The sequence below is a fragment of the Bacteroides propionicigenes genome (genome assembly GCF_018390535.1).
In the GTDB taxonomy this organism is placed as follows: Bacteria; Bacteroidota; Bacteroidia; order Bacteroidales; family Bacteroidaceae; genus Bacteroides; species Bacteroides propionicigenes.
On sequence record NZ_JAHBBW010000010.1, the window covers coordinates 46929 to 65604 of the forward strand.

Annotated in this window: 15 protein-coding genes and 1 pseudogene; 7 read left to right on the forward strand and 9 right to left on the reverse strand. The window is 40.7% G+C overall.

Translation table 11 applies throughout. The features are described 5' to 3' along the window. The first annotated feature begins 40 nt into the window (after positions 1-40). From KG118_RS12555 to KG118_RS12570, 4 genes are all read left to right on the forward strand, one after another. On the forward strand, positions 41-1036 hold the full coding sequence (locus KG118_RS12555; RefSeq protein WP_117710694.1) for a FecR family protein: 996 nt from the start codon (positions 41-43) through the stop codon (positions 1034-1036). A 203-nt stretch (positions 1037-1239) separates the two neighbouring features. Further along, positions 1240-4548, forward strand: a complete 3309-nt coding sequence (locus KG118_RS12560; protein WP_233514851.1) for a SusC/RagA family TonB-linked outer membrane protein — start codon at positions 1240-1242, stop codon at positions 4546-4548. Positions 4549-4566: 18 nt separating this feature from the next. Continuing rightward, entirely contained in the window at positions 4567-6186 is a 1620-nt protein-coding gene (locus KG118_RS12565; protein ID WP_233514850.1) for a RagB/SusD family nutrient uptake outer membrane protein, read from the forward strand. A gap of 12 nt (positions 6187-6198) precedes the next feature. Then, the gene (locus KG118_RS12570; RefSeq protein WP_117710693.1) at positions 6199-7113 is read left to right on the forward strand and encodes a carboxylesterase family protein; all 915 of its coding nucleotides are present in this window, start codon (positions 6199-6201) and stop codon (positions 7111-7113) included. Positions 7114-7263: 150 nt separating this feature from the next. On the opposite strand, the gene mnmE is transcribed toward KG118_RS12570, so the two are convergent. Then, positions 7264-8649, reverse strand: a complete 1386-nt coding sequence (gene mnmE, locus KG118_RS12575) for a tRNA uridine-5-carboxymethylaminomethyl(34) synthesis GTPase MnmE (RefSeq protein ID WP_117710675.1) — start codon at positions 8647-8649, stop codon at positions 7264-7266. 123 nt (positions 8650-8772) lie between these two features. Between mnmE and KG118_RS12580 the strand changes: the two are divergent. After that, positions 8773-10363 (forward strand): annotated as a pseudogene (locus tag KG118_RS12580) (histidine kinase dimerization/phospho-acceptor domain-containing protein). Here KG118_RS12580 and KG118_RS12585 read toward each other — a convergent pair. The 4 genes from KG118_RS12585 to KG118_RS12600 all read right to left on the reverse strand — a co-directional run bounded on the left by KG118_RS12585 (position 10360) and on the right by KG118_RS12600 (position 14293). Next, complete coding sequence (locus KG118_RS12585) at positions 10360-11238, reverse strand: nucleoside phosphorylase (RefSeq protein WP_117710674.1); 879 nt, start codon at positions 11236-11238, stop codon at positions 10360-10362. The pseudogene KG118_RS12580 and the gene KG118_RS12585 sit on opposite strands and share 4 nt — an antisense overlap. Positions 11239-11333: 95 nt before the next feature. Continuing rightward, a complete protein-coding gene (gene floA / locus KG118_RS12590) occupies positions 11334-12335 on the reverse strand; it encodes a flotillin-like protein FloA (RefSeq protein ID WP_117710673.1) in 1002 nt (333 codons plus the stop codon). A gap of 46 nt (positions 12336-12381) precedes the next feature. Next, positions 12382-12855, reverse strand: a complete 474-nt coding sequence (locus tag KG118_RS12595) for an NfeD family protein (RefSeq protein ID WP_117710672.1) — start codon at positions 12853-12855, stop codon at positions 12382-12384. Between the two features lie 7 nt (positions 12856-12862). After that, positions 12863-14293: a tetratricopeptide repeat protein gene (locus KG118_RS12600; protein ID WP_117710671.1), complete on the reverse strand. Its 1431-nt coding sequence runs from the start codon at positions 14291-14293 to the stop codon at positions 12863-12865. 135 nt (positions 14294-14428) lie between these two features. On the opposite strand from KG118_RS12600, the gene KG118_RS12605 reads away from it, so the two are divergent. Beyond that, positions 14429-15172 (forward strand): ATP-binding protein, encoded by a 744-nt coding sequence (locus tag KG118_RS12605; RefSeq protein ID WP_117710670.1) that lies wholly within the window; start codon positions 14429-14431, stop codon positions 15170-15172. 45 nt (positions 15173-15217) lie between these two features. Further along, positions 15218-15586, forward strand: coding sequence for a DMT family protein (locus KG118_RS12610; protein WP_117710669.1), 369 nt, complete (start codon positions 15218-15220; stop codon positions 15584-15586). 196 nt (positions 15587-15782) lie between these two features. On the opposite strand, the gene KG118_RS12615 is transcribed toward KG118_RS12610, so the two are convergent. The 4 genes from KG118_RS12615 to KG118_RS12630 form a co-directional block, all read right to left on the reverse strand. Beyond that, a complete protein-coding gene (locus KG118_RS12615; RefSeq protein ID WP_117710668.1) occupies positions 15783-16805 on the reverse strand; it encodes an FAD:protein FMN transferase in 1023 nt (340 codons plus the stop codon). Positions 16806-16866: 61 nt separating this feature from the next. Continuing rightward, positions 16867-17448: a manganese efflux pump MntP gene (locus tag KG118_RS12620; RefSeq protein WP_117710667.1), complete on the reverse strand. Its 582-nt coding sequence runs from the start codon at positions 17446-17448 to the stop codon at positions 16867-16869. 4 nt (positions 17449-17452) lie between these two features. Further along, positions 17453-18220, reverse strand: a complete 768-nt coding sequence (locus tag KG118_RS12625) for a DUF6048 family protein (protein WP_117710666.1) — start codon at positions 18218-18220, stop codon at positions 17453-17455. Further along, positions 18189-18674: a DUF6452 family protein gene (locus tag KG118_RS12630; RefSeq protein ID WP_117710665.1), complete on the reverse strand. Its 486-nt coding sequence runs from the start codon at positions 18672-18674 to the stop codon at positions 18189-18191. Before KG118_RS12630 ends, KG118_RS12625 begins: the two co-directional genes overlap by 32 nt. Positions 18675-18676: the final 2 nt, after the last annotated feature.

The following is an 18676-nucleotide window of genomic DNA, read 5'->3' on the forward strand; positions in this document are numbered from 1 at the left end:
TACTTTATCTCTTCCGATTTGTCATAAAAAAAATGAAAGTATGAAAGATTTAGATCAGAAATATAGAAATGATAATTTATCTATTGAAGAATTATCAAAATTGAGGAATGATTTCAATATAGGAAATATTGAAAAAATAGAGAACGTAATGCGTGAACATTGGATGAATGATGAGATAGCCATTGCTGATGTTGATGATGCACGCATAAATGAAATAAAGAAAAAAATAGATTCAAGAATTACTAATCCTAATGTGTTTAGAAACAATATGATAAAGGTGCTGAAGATAGCCGCCGCCATCATGTTACCTGTCTTTATTACTATTAGTATATATTTATATATTGAGAACGTTAATTATGTAGCTGAAGAGATGTTGGTCACTACCGGTCCGGGTGAGAAAGTTAGTATTACTCTTCCTGATAAGACTAAAGTAACCATGAATTATAATTCTAGATTGTGTTATAAACCGAATTCTTATAATAAAGATAAACGTGAGATAAAGTTTAATGGAGAGGCTTATTTTGAGGTGAGTAAACGTAAAGAATCCCCTTTCTATATATTATCTAAAGATTTTAAAGTAAAAGTATTGGGAACCTCTTTTAATTTGTCTGCACGTGAGGACAATTTTGCAGCTGAATTAACATTGGAAACAGGCAGTGTACTCTTTACCTCTTTAAAAACAGGAAAAGAAGTGGTTTTACAGCCAAGTCAAACAGCTGTTTTGGATTATAGTACGGGCGTTATTACGGTGAGCACAGCAGAGAATGTGTCAACTGCAACCGCATGGAAAAGAGGCGATTTGGTATTTAGAAACCTGCCATTGGGAGATGTCTTGAAAAAAGTAGAAGAGGCATTTGCTGTTCAAATAAAATTAGATACAGTAATTTCCGGTAATGACCTTTTTACAGGAACATTGCCTACATCAAGTTTGAATGAAGCTCTTGAAATTATTGAAAAATCATATAATGTAAAGGCTGTAGTAGAAGGTCGTAAAATAGTTTTTATAAAGGCAGATGTTACGGTTTTGGCACGATAGGACAAAATGATATAAACACAATCTGGTAAGTTGTAAATAACAGTATAATCATAGGACAGTTTAAATTACTCATTTTTGGTTTAAGGAGGTATACGTAATATGTTATTTAACATAGATTTTTAATGGTACCTTTTTAAATATGTATTGTCTTTACTTATAGCCTCTCAAGAAGAGGGTATTTATTAACTTTAATTTATAATGTCATGAACAATCATTTGAAAATGAGGTGTTTTATTGTTTTTATGTTATTGTCATGTTTCTGTTGTGAGAATGTTTTCTCACAAGTACAGAAAGTGTCTGTTAATGTGAGAAACGCATCTCTCAAAGAAGTTTTTAAAACAATTGAACAACAAACTACCTATCGTTTTTCTTACCGTAACGCAACTATTGATAATAAGAAAGACATTTCTATTTCTAAATTAAATGCTACTGTTAATGTAGTATTAGATGAAGCACTAAAGAATAGAAATTTATATTACAGCATAATATCATCTAAATCGATTGTTATTTCTGAAAAGATTAATAATGCAAATAAAAAAACAAAACATATTACCGGTATAGTAAGGGATATATCAGGAGATGCTGTTATAGGAGCAAATATTATGATAAAAGGGACTAATATAGGTGCTATTACAGATATAAACGGTCATTTTGAACTTGAAGTACCTTATGAAGGCGTCATGGTTGTTTCATATATGGGCTATATTGAGCAAGAGTTATCACTTAAATCAAATAATTCATTTTCTATCACTTTAGAAGAAAATACACAAGCATTGGATGAAGTTATAGTGATTGGTTATGGAACTCAAAAAAAGGTGGATTTGTCTTCTTCAATTGCCACACTCTCGTCTAAGGATATAGGACAATTGCCAAATGGGTTGGAAACGGGATTGCAGAGTTCAGTGCCCGGAGTGCAGATAACAAATGGGAGAATCCGCATTCGTGGTGTGGGAAGTATAAATGATACAGATCCATTATATGTCGTGGACGGAATGATTGGAGGTGCTGTACCTGATGAAAATAATATTGAAAGTATCCAGATTTTAAAAGATGCAGCTTCTTGTGCTATTTATGGAGCAAGAGGGGCTAATGGTGTGATACTTATTAACACAAAGCGGGGGCAAGTAGGTAAAGTTAAGGTGGAATATAATGGTTATGCAGGGCTTAAGGAATTACAACATACTATAGATCTGTTGAATGGACGGGAGCTGGCTGAATTGGTTAATGAGGAATTATACAATGCCGACCCGACGCGGAATGATTATATGAAAGCTCTTTCAAATCCTGAATCTATTGGTGAGGGATACAATATGTTGAATGCCCTTAAACGTACGGGATTTTATCAGAAACACAACTTATCGCTTAATGGTGGTTCGGAAACGGCTCATTTTAGAATTAATGGAGTCTATTCTTCTGATCAACCGACATTCATAAAAGAAGATAGCAAGAGTTTGGGATTACAGTTTATCTCAGATTTTAAAGTTGGGAATTTTGAGTTTGGTGAAACATTTACGATAAAAAGGCTTAACCGTGACTGGAGCAACAAAAATGTTTTGGAATCTTTGCAATGGTCACCTACGGTTCCGTTTTATGATGAAAATAATCCGACAGGATTCATGGGGGCAAGCAATGGAACAACTTGTGGAAATCCTTTAGCTCAAGCACATTTAAATTGGAATAAGACGGAAACAACACTAATAAACGGAAATGCATGGGGAGTGTGGAATATACTGCCTGGTTTGAAATATAAATTCAATATGGGGGTTGATTTCTATACTACTATGACTCAAAATTATGATGGTGATTATGTTATTATTTATTGTACACATTCTCCTGATCAGTACGACCTTTCTAGTATTAAGTCAAACAGAGTACTATACGAAAATACTCTTTCGTATGAGAAAGATTTTGGTAAGCATAATATCAGCGCTTTGATTGGTGTAACATCGGAGCAAACAAAAAGATTGGGAGTGAATGCAGGGGTAAGGGCCTTGGCGAGTGAATCTGTTCTTTCTTTGGGAACAACAAGAGATTATGATTCAAGGACAGTCGGCTCTTCAGAATTCGAATCTGCTATGTATTCATTGTTGGGAAGAATCAACTACAGTTACGATAGTAAATATATGATGACAATAAACTTCCGTCGAGATGGCTCTTCGAACTTTAGTAAAAAAAATCGCTATGGTAATTTTCCTTCATTTTCTGCAGCTTGGAGAGTTAGTCAGGAAAAATTCATGAGAAATCTGGATTTCATTACTGATCTTAAAATTAGAGGAAGCTGGGGGATATTAGGAAATTCTAACATTAATGCTTATCAATACCAAAGTACTGTATCATTTGATAAAATATGCTATTATTTAAACAATGTAAGGGTAGCTGGAGGATTTCCTACCACTCCTTCAAATCCTGATGTAAAGTGGGAAAGCCAATATTCTACAGATTTAGGACTGGATCTGTCAATGTTCAATAACCATTTGTCCTTTACATTTGATTATTTTTATAAGAAGACCAAAGATATGCTTGTAGAAGTGCCAATTTCATTTGCAGCTGGCTTTAGAGATGTTTTTCCTGTTTTAAATGCGGGTAGTATTCAGAATAAGGGTATGGAACTTATGATTACATATAGAAATAGGTATAAGAAACTTGATTATTCAATTTCTGCAAATTTATCTTCTGTAAAGAATAAGGTTGTAGAATTGGGAACTAAAAATGAAATATTTGCTTCGAATGAAATTTCAAAAACAGTTGTTGGCAAACCAATAGGAATGTTTTGGGGATATGTTACTGATGGACTTTATACCTCTGTTGATCAACTTAATGAAGATAAGGCATTTGCACCTAATGCACAATTAGGAGATGTACGTTTCAAGGATTTGAATAATGATGGTAAACTAAATGCTGATGATCAGGATTTTATAGGAAATCCAATTCCGAAACTGAACTTTGGACTAAGTTCAAATTTGAGCTACCGTACCAATGTAGGTGTTTTTGATTTATCAATGATATGGCAGGGAACTTATGGTAATGATATATATAATAATACCAGATATTATGGTGAAGGAATGTTTGGATATACTAATTGCTTTGCCAGTACAAAAAAACGGTATCGTGCAGAAGAGTTGTCATTTACCAATCCGGTATCAGGCATTACTACAATATATCCAAAGAATACAGACACCGATATTCCAAGAGCTGTTTTTGGAGATCCGAATCAAAACTCTAGGAAATCTGATAGGTTTGTGGAAGACGGAAAATATTTACGTTTGAAATCTTTGGTATTATCGTACTCCTTACCAACTAATTTAATAAAGAAATTGAATATAGAGAAAATGAAATTCTTTATTGGCGGTAAGAATCTTTTGATATTTACAGGTTATTCAGGCTTTGACCCTGAAGTAGGAGATCAAAATACAGAGAACAATCTTACTAGGGGAATTGATGCTTCATCTACATGGGGCTCTACATTTCCTAACATAAGAGAATATTACATGGGACTTGAACTTGTATTTTAATTAAAAAACTTATTCGATATGAAACAATTTCTTAAAATATATACTTTGTTAGTAACTACAATGGTTGGGGCAACTGCATGTGTGCCAAATATGGATTTGAATAATCCTGAAGAAGTATCGACGGAGACATATTATACAAAAATAGAACAATTAGAAGCAGCTATTATACCTGCCTATCAGGCTTTGTTCGGAGTGTCACAGGGAGGCTATGCTGTAGGCGCATTCAATAATCAGTTGGCTCCGGGTGATGATTTTGATGCAACACCATCTAATACTATTTTTCAAGATACATATACTACTCCTGCGTATGATGCTACTATTTTAAATTCATGGAAAGATTTCTTTTCAGGAGTATATGCTGCAAATTTGGCAATAGAGAAAATAGAAAATTATACTGGTGATATTCAGGAGAGTATTAGGGATAGAATGTTGGGTGAAGCCTATTTTCTGAGAGGATTACATTATATGCATCTGTGTATGTTGTTTGGAGAAACGGTTCCCCTGTATGATCATTCGGTAACTGATGCCAGTGACTATTACAAAGGAAATGCCCAACGGGGTGAAATATATGCATTTATCATAGATAATTTCTCTAAAGCGGCTGAACTTTTGCCGGTTCGTAGTAAGTTATATGAAAATGAGTCATATATTGGTAGGGCAACTAAGGGAGCTGCACAAGGATACTTAGCTAGGGCATATCTGTATCGTCCTTTATTAGAGAAAGGCTCCACTGCCGAATTTAGTAAAGCAGAAAAAGTGTTGAAGGAAATAATTGATAGTAATGAATACGAGCTTGTGGACAATTTCCGGGATAATTCAGTAGGAAATAATGAAAATAATAAAGAATCAATATTTGAAGTGCAAATGTTATTAGGAGCAGATTTTTTTGAACAATCCTATTCCTTACGGTGGCAAATGATAGGTGTTCCTAGCGGAACAGGGAGTGCTTGGTGGCAATTAGCTCCGAATCAGCGTACTTACAACGAATTTGAGGAAGGTGACCCGAGAAAATTTATGACCCTATGGTGCCCTGAAGGTGCTTATTATACAGAACTAAATGGTAATGTAGCTGATTGGGAATATATGTATGGACATTACCCGGTGGAAGTTTCACTTTATGGTACACGTAAGTATTGTTTAGATTATCAAATTGGGAATATTGCAAATGAGCATAATGAAAGGTTGATGCGTTATGCAGATATATTGCTTATGTATGCAGAATGCTTACATGAGGCAGGGCATGATAATCTGGCGATAACAGATCCAAATGGCCCTAAATATTGGATTCAAGTTGTACGATCACGTGCAAATAATATAGTACCCTCTGAACAGCCACATTTGTGGTATCAACACTCTCCTGGAACTATTCCGGACGTTGAAACTCTTTTAGCTTCAGGAAGTGTAATAAATGGAGTTCCAATGAATAATGTCAAAAATTTGATTGTGCACGAAAGATATGTTGAATTTTGTGGTGAGTATTTACGTTATTTTGATCTGTTGAGGTGGGGAATGGCAGATGAGAAATGGCTGGAATCTATAAAAGATTTGGGTTGGACAGAAAAAGCTATGTACTATCCATTTCCACAACAAGAGCTAAATAATAATAAGAATTTGCAAGGAAATGAGATGAATAAATAAAGGTATTAAAAAATGAAGAAGATATTTGTACAATTGCTAATTGCTATCATAGGAGCTAATTATTGTTTAGCCCAAGAAGAGTGTACTCCTTTAATTTCTTTTGGGACAGCGCTGGATGCAAAGTCTCAAATTGAAGCCGCTCGGAAAAATGCTCTGTCCATAATAGACCCACAGGTTAGATATTGGAGAGCAAAAGGAGACCAACATCGAAATTATTTTTTTAAAGAGGCCAATGAAAATATGCCATATAGGTTATATGTGCCTCAAAATTGGGATGGCAAAAGTGATTTACCGTTAGTAATGTTTTTGCATGGTGGGTGGAATGATGAAAATTCATATGTAGATGCTAATGATAGACAACTCATCAAGTTAGCCGAAAAATATGGATACTTATTGGTTTCTCCATTGGGTTGTCATGCAGCTTATGGCAATAATCTGTTGTTACCAGCTGTATTTGGTGAAACAGAAGAAAGCTCTAAGATAATTGCTGCAGGGAGAAATAAAATGTATTCTAAGGAAGAACAAATATTAAGTGAGAAAGATATTATTAATGTGTTGGAATTGATTCTTGCCGAATATCCAATAGATAAAAAAAATATGTTTTTAACAGGACACTCTATGGGAGCTGGAGGTACTTGGTATTTAGGTGCAAAATACTCTAATTATTGGAAAGGATTAGCTCCGATGTCTGGTCCTTTTGTGCTTGAGCATGGATATCCTTGGGATAGTATTAGCAATATACCGGTCTTTATATCTGAAGGCTCTAAGTCGGCAAGTAAAAGTAGCCGGTTGATTTATAAATATATGTCTGAAAAGAACTATGAGGTGGAGTATATGGAGGTAAATAAAGGGCATGGAGAAATGATACCAGTTGTTCTTCCTCATGTTTTTTTGTTTATGGAAAGAGTTCGGAATGAGACAAAATAGCTGTAACTTAATTATAATTACTTGAATCTATTGTAAAAGTTTCATTATCGGTGAAATATCGGAGATAACATAGAGGTTAGAAAAGCATATATATGCTTTTCTAACCTCTATGTTTGATGGACTGTTTGCTAATGTAGTTGGTGTAATGTGTTATTTTCCAATGCAGAAATGCTGAAATATATTTTGTAATACCATATCATTCGTTACCTCTCCCGCAATATCACTCAAATGAAAAATACACTCCCGAATATCTTGTGATACGAAATCTCCGGAAATATTATTTGCCAGACCTTTTTGAACTCGATGAATGGCTTCCAGTGCATTGTTTAATGCTTCATAGTGACGGACATTTGTTACTATGACATCATTTTGAGTAATTGCAGGGAGATGGGCGGATGTTATTAGCATCTGTTGAAGTTCTTCTATATGTTCTCTTTTTTTTGCAGATAGGGTGATTGATTTTACACTATCAGGAAAGTAGGCAGGAATAGTATTCTGCATATTATTCACTAAATCCACTTTATTGTAAACGAGGATAAGTTGTTTCCCTTCACAGCGGGGAAGGAGTTGATTGGACAACTGTGTAATTTGAGCTTGGGCATCCGTAGCATCAATCATCCAAAGAACAATTTCCGCCTGATTCAGCTTTTGAAAAGTGCGTTCTATACCAAGATTTTCGATGGTATCGTTGGTCTCCCGAATACCTGCCGTATCAATAAAGCGGAAAGTGATGCCACCGATATTGACCGTATCTTCTATCACATCGCGCGTAGTACCATGAATGTCGCTGACAATAGCTTTTTCTTCATTAAGCAAAACATTGAGTAACGTGGATTTTCCTGCGTTTGTTTCTCCGATGATGGCTACCGGAACCCCATTCTTTATGGCATTACCTACACTGAAGGAGTTCACCAAGCGGGTTATCACTTTTTCGATGTTATCCGCTAACTGACAAAGTTCGGAGCGGTCGGCAAATTCCAGTTCCTCGTGATCGCTAAAGTCTAATTCCAGTTCGATGAGTGAGGTGAAATAGAGTAGTTGATCGCGTAGGGTGGCAAGTTCTTTACTGAAACCGCCTCGCATCTGGCTCATGGCGAGACGGTGAGTAGCTGCAGAAGAGGAAGCGATTAGGTCTGCAACAGCCTCTGCCTGACTTAAATCCATTTTGCCATTAAGGAATGCGCGTTGGGTATATTCACCCGGACCGGCCATGCGGCAGCCGTTCTTGATTAGTAGTTGCAATACTTTCTGCAGAATGTAGGCGGAACCATGACAAGTAATCTCCGTACTATTCTCACCTGTATAGGAATGAGGGGCACGAAACAAGCTGACGAGCACTTCATCTATAACTTCAGAATCGTCATAAATTCGTCCGAAAGTGAGTGTATAAGGTTTGTTGTCCTCTAACTTTTTATCGGTAGCGGCAGGGATAAAAATACGGGATGTGATTTCGATAGCTTCCGGTCCGGAGACACGAATACATCCGATAGCCCCTCCCTGGGCGGTAGCTATAGCGCAGATAGTATCTTGGTTCATGATTTCCAGCTTGTTTTATTTGGCAAAGATAATGCTTTCTTCATAAAAAAACAGCTACAATGATGCAAGTTCTTAGCTTTTATCGTAACTTCGTATGAATTAATGACTACAAACAAAACATCTATGGAGGCCGAATATAACTCCTATTGGAGAAGTGACGAAAGAGAAACAATACAGGAAGATTTTCAGAAGATTGTTTCTGTTCTGACTGCACATCAAATAGCTTTGTGGGAATATGATATCCCTACGGGAAGATGTAGTTTTTCGGATGATTATTTTCTGATATTAGGTTTGGATAAACTGAATATACATTTTAAGGATATGATGGAATCCTATCATTTTATTCATCCGGATGATTTGCCGTCCTATCAGGAGGAGTTTGAAAAAATGTTGAAGTCGGAGACAAAAACCGCATAGATTCCATATCGTTTTGTCGGAAGCCGGGGAGAGGTGGTTTGGGTGGAAGACCATTTTCTGTCTTATCAGCGGAATGACTATGGACATCCGCAGAAGTTGGTGGTGTATACAGTGAATGTGACTGCCAAACGCGAAAAAGAGTTGGAGATAGCCCGTCTTGCCGAACATAACCGGAAAATAATAGAGGCGCTCCCCGAATTCATATTTATATTTGATGACAAATTCTTTCTTATTGACGTGATGATGGCTCCGGGTACAGTATTGCTTTACCCGGTGGAAGTTCTGAAAGGAGCGGATGTTCGTTCTATCTATTCTCTACAGGTAAGTGAACTTTTCTTGAAGAATATTCATGAATGTTTGGAGGATAATCAACTGCGGGAGATTGAATATCCGTTGGATGTGGACGGGAGACGTTACTACTTCCAGGCTCGCATTGTACCCTTTGAAGGCAATAAGGTCTTGGCGTTGATTCATGATATTAGTGATCGTGTACGCCGTTCGAATGAGCTGATTGAGGCTAAGCGGAAGGCGGAAGAAGCTGATAGTATGAAAACACTCTTTTTGGCTAATATGAGCCATGAAATCCGTACTCCGTTGAATGCAATAGTCGGTTTCTCTGAAATTGTGTCTCTGACTGAAGATGAGAATGAAAAGAAGGAGTATTTGGAGATTATTCAGAAAAATAGCGGCTTGTTACTGCAACTTATCAATGATATATTGGATTTATCCCGCATTGAATCAGGACGGTCTGAGATGCATTTCGGTCCGGTGTCTTTGTCGGCTTTACTGACGGAGGTGGCAAAGGTACATCGTCTTAAAATACCCCATGCGATACAATTGGAAGTAATACTGCCTAAGGAGGATATCACTATCAATACCGACCGAAACCGATTGACCCAGGTACTTTCTAACTTTATGTCCAATGCCATTAAAAATACCTCAGAGGGGCGTATTGTATTAGGGTGTGTTGTTGAAATGGAATGAGATAGATGGCTTGTTTAAAAAAGGTTATGAGATGTTGTGGGCAAGGGATGGGGAGAAGGCCATAGAGTGCTTCCTTAATGACAAGCCTGATTTTGTATTAATCAATCTGAAACTTGCCAAATTGGATGGTGTGCAAGTGATAGAGAAGATGAAACAAGTTTCCGCTGCTATACCCGTTGTTGCTATAGCGGAACACTCATGCTATACAGCAAAACAACAGGCATATCAGGCGGGATGTGATAAGGTTGTAGTAAAACCTTATTCATTAGACCGCTTGAAAGAGACGGTCAGGATTTTACTGCAAGACGCTTAAATACGTTCGAGCACTTTAAGGATAAGGTGGTCAATGGTATTTTTATATCCTGTATTGGCTTCCTTAATCAAGCGGTTGGCTATTACCATACAAACTGTCATAGCCTTGTGTCCCATTAGGCGGCTAAGACCGGCCAATGCGGAACTTTCCATTTCAAAATTGGTAACCTTATAGCCGTTATATTCGAATTTTTCAATCTTCTCATTTTGATGCGGATCTGCCAGAGGTACACGAAGTTCGCGTCCTTGCGGGCCGAAAAAGCCACCTGCGGCGATGGTTACACCTCGCACCATATCATCTCCGGCTATGCGGTTTATCAATTCGGTATCTGCATCAATCACGTAAGGAGCCGGTGCGCACATATTTCCCGTCCAGCCCATGTGGTTGAGGAAAGCGCGTTCGAAAGGTAAGTCGCAAACAGAATTACGTCCGGCATAGAAGTTCAGCAAGCCGTCAAAACCGATAGATTTGGCGGAGCAAACAAAAGTTCCCACAGGAGTATAAGGTTGCAGACCGCCGCAAGTGCCGATACGCACCAATTCCAGCTGACGTAACTGAGACTTTTCTTCCCGGGTTTGGAAGTCGATATTGGCAAGGGCATCCAATTCGTTCATTACAATATCGATATTGTCACAACCGATACCGGTAGAAACGACGGTAATGCGCTTACCTTTATATGTACCTGTAATCGTTTTGAACTCGCGGCTCTCCACTTCACATTCTTTACTCTCAAAATGGGAGGCAACCAGTGCCACTCGTCCGGGGTCACCCACAAGGATTACTTTATCTGCCAGCCATTCGGGCTTTACATGTAAATGGAAAACGGAACCGTCTTCATTGATTATCAGTTCGGAAGATGCAAAATACTTTTTCATGTTACAGGATATTATAAGTTCGTTTATAAAGAGAAAACGCCGGTAACCGGTTTCTGTTCACCGGTTCCGACGTTTATATTGATGAATTTACCGGTTTACTTGCTCAACGGCTGACTGGATGTGCCGGTTGTCGGTTTGGCAATGTTTTCGCGCATCGAAGTATCGGCCTCGATGTTCTTCATGCGATAATAATCCATTATGCCCAAGTTGCCGCTACGGAATGCTTCAGCCATAGCCTTAGGCACTTCCGCCTCGGCTTCAATTACTTTGGCACGTGCTTCCTGTGCTTTGGCTTTCATTTCCTGTTCGCTGGCAACGGCCATGGCACGGCGTTCTTCCGCTTTTGCCTGAGCGATGTTCTTGTCGGCATTTGCTTGGTCTATCTGTAAAGCTGCACCGATGTTCTTACCTATATCGATGTCGGCAATATCAATGGACAGGATTTCAAAAGCCGTACCGGCATCCAGTCCTTTGCGGAGCACCAGTTTCGAGATAGAGTCCGGATTTTCCAGAACAGATTTATGATTCTCGGAAGAACCGATGGATGATACGATACCTTCACCTACACGGGCAAGGATTGTGTCTTCTCCTGCGCCACCTACCAGTTGACGGATATTGGCGCGTACAGTGACACGGGCTTTGGCAATTAGCTGGATACCGTCTTTTGCCACTGCAGTGACAGGAGGAGTGTCAATAACCTTCGGGTTTACCGACATCTGGACTGCCTCGAACACATCACGTCCGGCAAGGTCAATGGCGGTTGCCATTTGGAAAGGTAATTCTATATTGGCCTTGGAAGCGGATACCAACGCATGTACTACTTTCTCGACGTGTCCGCCGGCAAGGTAGTGTGCTTCCAATTCATCGCGGGTGATGTTGCTCAGGCCGGCTTTATGCGCTTCAATCAAGCCCGGCACAATGATGTAAGGCGGTACGTTACGGATGCGCATCAGGAATAGCTGGACCAGTGATATGTTTACTCCTGAAACTTTGGCGGACAGCCATAGGAAAAATGGTACGTAGTGGAAAAACAGTACCAGAAAAATGATACCGCCTACAATAATGAAGGCAGTGAGATACATTGTGCTTGGATCCATGATTTTTAGTTATTAATGGTTACTATTATTGAATATCAATTTATGATTATGACTTGCCTGCTTTCTCTACGAGGATTACTCCGTCCGTAATGCGATTTACTATGATAGGAGTTTTCTCATTCAGAAAGCCGTCTGTGGATTTTACTTCTACGATGTCTCCGTTTATTTCGGCATATCCGATGAGGGCGAGACGGGTGGTGGTAATACCGGTATCACCTATCTTCACTCTCTCTTCGGCGCTGCGGTCTACTTTTGAAGTGATATTTTTCTTCAAAGCTATCTTATCCAGGGTTTTAGAACGCATAAACCATACCAATGAGCCTACACAAGCTATGGCGGATATGGCAAGTGTGATGACCCCGGCTGTTGTCCCTAAATTGGCGAAAGCATAGTAATTGGCATAAATGATGCAACCACCTGCCAGAAAACCTGCAATGCTGATACCCGGTACTATGAATAATTCTACGAGGAACAGTATGACTGCCGCAACGACCAATACTACGATAATGAAGATGTCCATAGCTATTTTATTTAATGGTTTGCTTTTCTAATTTGCGTACTTGGATAGCTGCACGGTCTGTTTCGGTGGCTAACTGTTGCACTCGTTTCTCTAAATCAAGTATGGCCGGAGCCATTTTGCTTTTTTCATTTTGATTGGCACGCGAATATTGGGCGCGCATATTCTCCAGTTTGCTTTGCTGCTGATTGTAGCTTTCTTCCAATTGAAGATACTTTTTGAATTGCGCTTTCGCCTGTGGAGAACGGAAGTCGGCGGCATAATGATAAATATGCCTGTCGTCAATTACAAATTCAAACTCATGACGTTTCTTGGTTTCCGGCTTTTCTTGCATCACTTCTTGCAGACGTTTTTGGGCATCGGCTACTAAGTTTTCATCGGTCCAAGTGTCTTTAATGGAATGAAGTTGGGCAAGCTTTATCAGTTTGGGTTTATCCATGTTTTCATAGTTGTACACCTGTTTGGATGAGGTCGGAACGAACACATATATGCAAACTTTGCCTTCCGGCTGATAACGGTCGGAGGCAAACCAACCGAGGTTGTTGAATTCGTCTATGACATACATATAGTCGTTGTAGGGAGAGTTGAAAGGCATACCTACGTTCTCCGGAGTGAGGTAGGTGTCAGTATTCATGTTGTAGCGCGTTACGAAAATATCGTAGCCTCCCATTGATGCCGGACCGTCGGCGGCGTAGTAGATAGTGATGCCGTCTGCCAATACATACGGATAACCGGCGTTCATGGATTCGTTGATACTGCCCGGCAGCATATTGCCTTTACCCCATTCATCAAGCATTTTATTGCGCGACAGGATGTTGAACGTACTGTCTTTTTGCAGTTCGCTGTAATAAATCTTGTTTCCTAATTCCGTTTCGTACACAGTACCGCCCTTGCTGTTGGAATTTTCAAAGTAAACATCGTACATAAACAACTTGCCGGATTCGGGACTGATTCTGTATGCTTTGAGGAAGTCTTTCTTGTCCACCACGAAACTGTCGATGAAGCATACTTCTTCCACACCTTTCAGCATACGGAGATTTGCCTTGCTCTTTTCCAGAAGTTTTTCCGCTTCGGTGGTGGAGCGTTTCCGCTTTTCCAGTTCGGCAATGTAGTCTTCAAAAGTATTGACGGCCTCTTCAAAACGGTAGGTGTCATTGTAGGCCTGCCCCAAATAGAGTTGTCCGCCGGTGGCGCGACGCTTTACGGCTGTTTCCAAATATTTTATGGCTTCTTCCGCTTCTCCCGTATTCAGGCAGCACACGCCATACCACAGATTATAACTTCCATTATTAGGCTGTGATTTTACGAATTTCTTAAAAGCGGGCTTCGCTTGTTCATATTGCCCTTTTTCATAGAGTGCTTTCGCTTGTGCAAGGGTTTGCGCTGAAGCGTGTATGCCAAAGAAACCGAACAATAAAAACAGTATATATCTATTCTTCATACTAAAAATCTTTTTAATGAGTTCAAAAATACAAATTTATCGGGAATAAAGCCGTCTTCCGTAATTCTATTATGTTAATTCTTCTTTAAATGATTCTTTTCAGTTACTTTTGCAGCCGACTTTTAACTGATTTTTATGGCACAATTTACAGAGGAAGAGAAGACATTGCGGCGTATTGACAAGCGGTTCAGTAAAGGGGTGGTGGAATACGGGCTGATAGAAGACGGTGACAAGATTCTTATTGGGCTTTCGGGCGGAAAGGATTCCTTGGCATTGGTTGAGTTATTGGCTCGTCGCGCCCGGGTTTTTAAACCGAAATTTTCGGTGGTCGCTGTCCATGTGGTGATGCGGAATATTCCCTATCAGAGCGATACGGATTATCTTAGAGACTATGCCGAATCGTGGGGAGTGCCTTTTGTGCTGTACGAAACGGAGTTTGACGCAAGTACGGACACGCGTAAGTCACCTTGCTTCCTGTGTTCTTGGAATCGGCGTAAGGCGCTGTTTACCGTAGCCAAGGAACAAGGATGCAACAAGATAGCTTTGGGACATCATATGGATGATATTCTGGAGACATTGCTGATGAACATTACTTATCAGGGCGCATTCAGTTCGATGCCGCCGCGACTGGTGATGAAGAAGTTCGACATGACGATTATCCGGCCGATGTGCCTTGTGCACGAAGCGGACTTGACGGAACTGGCGGAGATAAGGGCTTATCGGAAGCAAAAGAAGAATTGCCCTTATGAATCACAATCGAGCCGGAGCACGATGAAAGGAGTTTTGCATCAGTTGGAGGAAATGAATCCGGAGGCGAGGTATAGCCTGTGGGGAAGCATGACTAATGTACAGGAAGAGTTGTTGCCCCGAAAGATTTAACCGTCCTTAATCACCAATCGCTAATAACTAATCATTAACCACTATATGAAAGCTTTTTATACCATTTTACTATTGATTGTGTCCAACGTCTTTATGACATTTGCTTGGTACGGGCATTTAAAGTTGCAGGAAATGAAAGTTATATCCAGTTGGCCGCTTTATGCCGTTATCCTCTTTTCGTGGGGAATTGCGCTTGCGGAGTATTCTTTCCAGATTCCCGCCAACCGCATCGGATTCATCGGCAATGGCGGCCCGTTCTCATTGATGCAGCTGAAGGTTATTCAGGAGGTGGTGACGCTTATTATCTTTACGATATTTACCACGGTACTGTTCAAAGGCGAGAGTTTGCACTGGAATCATTTTGCAGCATTTGTTTGCTTGGTGCTGGCTGTGTATTTCGTCTTTTATAAATAAAGGGGGTTGTCAAAATGTAAAAGCCCTATCATTAGCTTCGCTCAAAACATCTTTTGATTTTTACGCTAAGGTATAGTCTGTCATTCAGAGGAGCTTGCGACGAAGAATCTCCTCTCTTATGTATGCAGAGAAGAGATTCTTCACTATGTTCAGAATGACAGAGTGATAGGGCTTTTACATTTTGACATTCATCTCTTTATTTTCCTGCCATATATTTTTCCATTCCTTTTGTGTAGAACGTCTGGAACTTTCCTTTTTCGTCAGTATATATAAAACATGCGTCAAGGTCGGGGTGGGCATCAGCGAAACGTTCGGCTTCCTCCAATCCCATAACCATGAAGGCAGTGGCGTAAGCGTCGGCACTCATACAATCGGGGGCAACTACTGTTGCCGACAGTATGTTGTGCTGTACCGGGTATCCTGTGCGCGGATCTATGGTATGGGCATATTTCTTACCGTCTTTGTAGTAATAGTTCCGATAGTTACCGGAGGTGGCTATGCCTACGTTAGTGACTTGCAATACAGTCTGTAATTCTTGATTTACTGCAAGTGAATCGTCTATCGGCTTGTTAATGCCGATTCTCCACAGGCTTTTTTTCGGATTCTCTCCGCGGACTACTACTTCTCCGCCTATATCTACCATAAAGTTGCCAACTCCTTTCTTTTCCAGCAATTGTGCAATGACATCTACCGCATATCCTTTGGCTACTGCACTGCACGAAAGCATGACGCGAGGGTCTTGTTTAAGAACTTTTCCTTCGGTGGATAATGAAACTTTCGAATAGCCTGTAATGTCTAATAAACTGTCTATCATGGCAGAGTCGGGAAACGCTCCTTTCTTGAAGCCGAATCCCCAAGCATTAGCCAAGGGGGCTACCGTGATGTCAAATGCGCCTCCGGTTTCTTGGGAAACCTCCATGCTGCGACGGAATACGTTGGTAAAGAAGGTGTCGGGTACGATGTCCTCATTACGGTTGATGCGTGTAATGGTGGCTGTATCGTTAAACGGAGACAACGAACCGTCGAACCGCTTGAGTTCCGCCTCTATCTCTGCCTTCAAGTCACCGTCGTACTGATAGGTGATGTTGTAGACTGTTCCGAAAATCAGTCCGCTGGTAGTTTGGTAGGGGGCGGTGCGATTGTGGCGCGCCAGTATTCCGATAGTGCCTAACACAAGCAAGGCAATCCATAAAAAATTCCGTTGTGCTTTCTTATCCATAATGTATTATAGTGCTAAGTAAATGATTAAAATCGGTTTAAATCTTTCCTCTCTCCAACTCTCAACTAAAACAAAGATGTTCTATCAATATCTTCGTGCCGATAATGATAAGGATAATGCCGCCCCAAAGCTCTGCACGCAGCTTGCGGGCAATGCCGCACCCAAAGCGGATGCCGAACATCAGCCCTACAAACGACAGGACAAATGATACGAATCCTATGATGCCGATGGAGGGCATAAGGGAAGAGTAGTTGCGTACGCCCAGAAAGGCAAACGAAACACCTACCGCCAAAGCGTCGATACTGGTGGCTACCGCCAATGCGGCGACTACTTTCAAACTGGTAGGGTCGAACTCGTGTCTGCATTCTTCGTCTTTGAAAGACTCCCTAACCATGCGCCCGCCCAAAAATGCCAGAATGGCAAAGGCAATCCAATGGTCTATACTCTCGATGAGGTGGCTGAAAAAACTGGCGCCTATCCAGCCAAGCAATGGCATGAGCGCTTGGAAAAAGCCGAAAGCCAGCGCCATTATCAGCATCGGACGCAGCCGGACACGTTTCAATATGATGCCGCTGGCTATAGATACAGCAAAACAATCCATTGCAAGCCCTATAGCAAGTAGCCAGATTTCTAATCCTGTCATTGTCTTAGAATGGAAGTTTATAAGTTATTGTATAGGTGACACCCGTTGTGTTTCCGTTATACTTGCCGTAGCCCGGTACATACCACGGGTCGCCATTCTCGGCAACGGAAGAGCTCAGACGGAACTTGAAGCGTAATGCCCAGCCCATGTACAGGTCTTTCCATACATGCGCCCGTATACCGACGCAAAACTCCGCCCATTGCATCGAGCCCTTCATCCCTTTATAGTTGAAGGGCAGGCTGTTTCCCCAGATGCCGTCTATCAGATTGGGGTTGCCTAAGCTGCCTCCGTATTCGGGGTCGCTCACTGGCAATGATTCTACATCGTATTTGAAGCCGGTTGCCGCATAACGCAGACCGACGAGTATCATATGGCCGTGTTTCTTGTTGTATAGCGCGTTGTAGTCCATGCCGATACGGAAATAGGGCGCACCGGTTTTATAATGTATGCCTTTCTCGCTCCAAGTGTCGGTATTACCATATCCTAATTCTACGATTGGGAAGAAACGGTTCTTGAGATTTACATCAACCGCCACTTCGCTACTGAAGAAATCACTTCCGAGTAGCTTGCTTCCGGGACCCCACAGGTCTACACTGACGGAGATACCGTTGTACAGCGGATAGTACACTTCCTCTTTGGCTTCTTTTTTCTCCGTCTTGGGCGGAGTGTTTGCCGGTGGAGCGGAAATGTTACTGTTTTGCGCTTGTAACGGAAGGGACAACAGTAAGCAAAGCGCCAGGCTAATAGAATAGTTTAAGATTCTCTGTTCCATAAATTCCGGCTTCTTTATTTGCAATGCGAATAGAATCGAGGCTGTGACGGCTGTAATCCACTCCTGTTATAGCCTGTTTCATTTGATAACCGCAGTCCATCGACAGGAAGTAGGGGGTGTTGGTCTGATGGATTACAAGAGTGTCTGTCAGGGTTTTGCTGTAATGAAATACGAGTACAGTGGAATTTTCGGTATATCTCAGCGGAAGCGAAAGGTCGTGCACCTTCTTCTGGTTGTTGATGATAATGGAGTCCGTACCGAAAGCAGTGACCGTCAGCGAGTCTAACGTATCTTTGGACACGACCTTGGTTTCGGGGTCCAGCGTATAGAGGTAGCATTGCATCATGGCTCGTGTTGCCATCGAACAGTCGGCTTCTTCCGAACAGGACATTACTACACTGAAGACAGGGAGAAGAACAGCCCCGAATATGATAAATTTGACTAATGCTTTCATGG

What these genes read in the sequence shown, in the direction of transcription:
- KG118_RS12620 (WP_117710667.1), bottom strand. Translation starts at nt 17,448, where the DNA reads ATGACAGGATTAGAAATCTGGCTACTTGCTATAGGGCTTGCAATGGAT.
- floA (WP_117710673.1), bottom strand. Translation starts at nt 12,335, where the DNA reads ATGGATCCAAGCACAATGTATCTCACTGCCTTCATTATTGTAGGCGGT.
- KG118_RS12560 (WP_233514851.1), top strand. Translation starts at nt 1,240, where the DNA reads ATGAACAATCATTTGAAAATGAGGTGTTTTATTGTTTTTATGTTATTG.
- mnmE (WP_117710675.1), bottom strand. Translation starts at nt 8,649, where the DNA reads ATGAACCAAGATACTATCTGCGCTATAGCTACCGCCCAGGGAGGGGCT.
- KG118_RS12565 (WP_233514850.1), top strand. Translation starts at nt 4,567, where the DNA reads ATGAAACAATTTCTTAAAATATATACTTTGTTAGTAACTACAATGGTT.
- KG118_RS12615 (WP_117710668.1), bottom strand. Translation starts at nt 16,805, where the DNA reads ATGGATAAGAAAGCACAACGGAATTTTTTATGGATTGCCTTGCTTGTG.
- KG118_RS12570 (WP_117710693.1), top strand. Translation starts at nt 6,199, where the DNA reads ATGAAGAAGATATTTGTACAATTGCTAATTGCTATCATAGGAGCTAAT.
- KG118_RS12555 (WP_117710694.1), top strand. Translation starts at nt 41, where the DNA reads ATGAAAGATTTAGATCAGAAATATAGAAATGATAATTTATCTATTGAA.
- KG118_RS12600 (WP_117710671.1), bottom strand. Translation starts at nt 14,293, where the DNA reads ATGAAGAATAGATATATACTGTTTTTATTGTTCGGTTTCTTTGGCATA.
- KG118_RS12595 (WP_117710672.1), bottom strand. Translation starts at nt 12,855, where the DNA reads ATGGACATCTTCATTATCGTAGTATTGGTCGTTGCGGCAGTCATACTG.
- KG118_RS12630 (WP_117710665.1), bottom strand. Translation starts at nt 18,674, where the DNA reads ATGAAAGCATTAGTCAAATTTATCATATTCGGGGCTGTTCTTCTCCCT.
- KG118_RS12585 (WP_117710674.1), bottom strand. Translation starts at nt 11,238, where the DNA reads ATGAAAAAGTATTTTGCATCTTCCGAACTGATAATCAATGAAGACGGT.
- KG118_RS12605 (WP_117710670.1), top strand. Translation starts at nt 14,429, where the DNA reads ATGGCACAATTTACAGAGGAAGAGAAGACATTGCGGCGTATTGACAAG.
- KG118_RS12625 (WP_117710666.1), bottom strand. Translation starts at nt 18,220, where the DNA reads ATGGAACAGAGAATCTTAAACTATTCTATTAGCCTGGCGCTTTGCTTA.
- KG118_RS12610 (WP_117710669.1), top strand. Translation starts at nt 15,218, where the DNA reads ATGAAAGCTTTTTATACCATTTTACTATTGATTGTGTCCAACGTCTTT.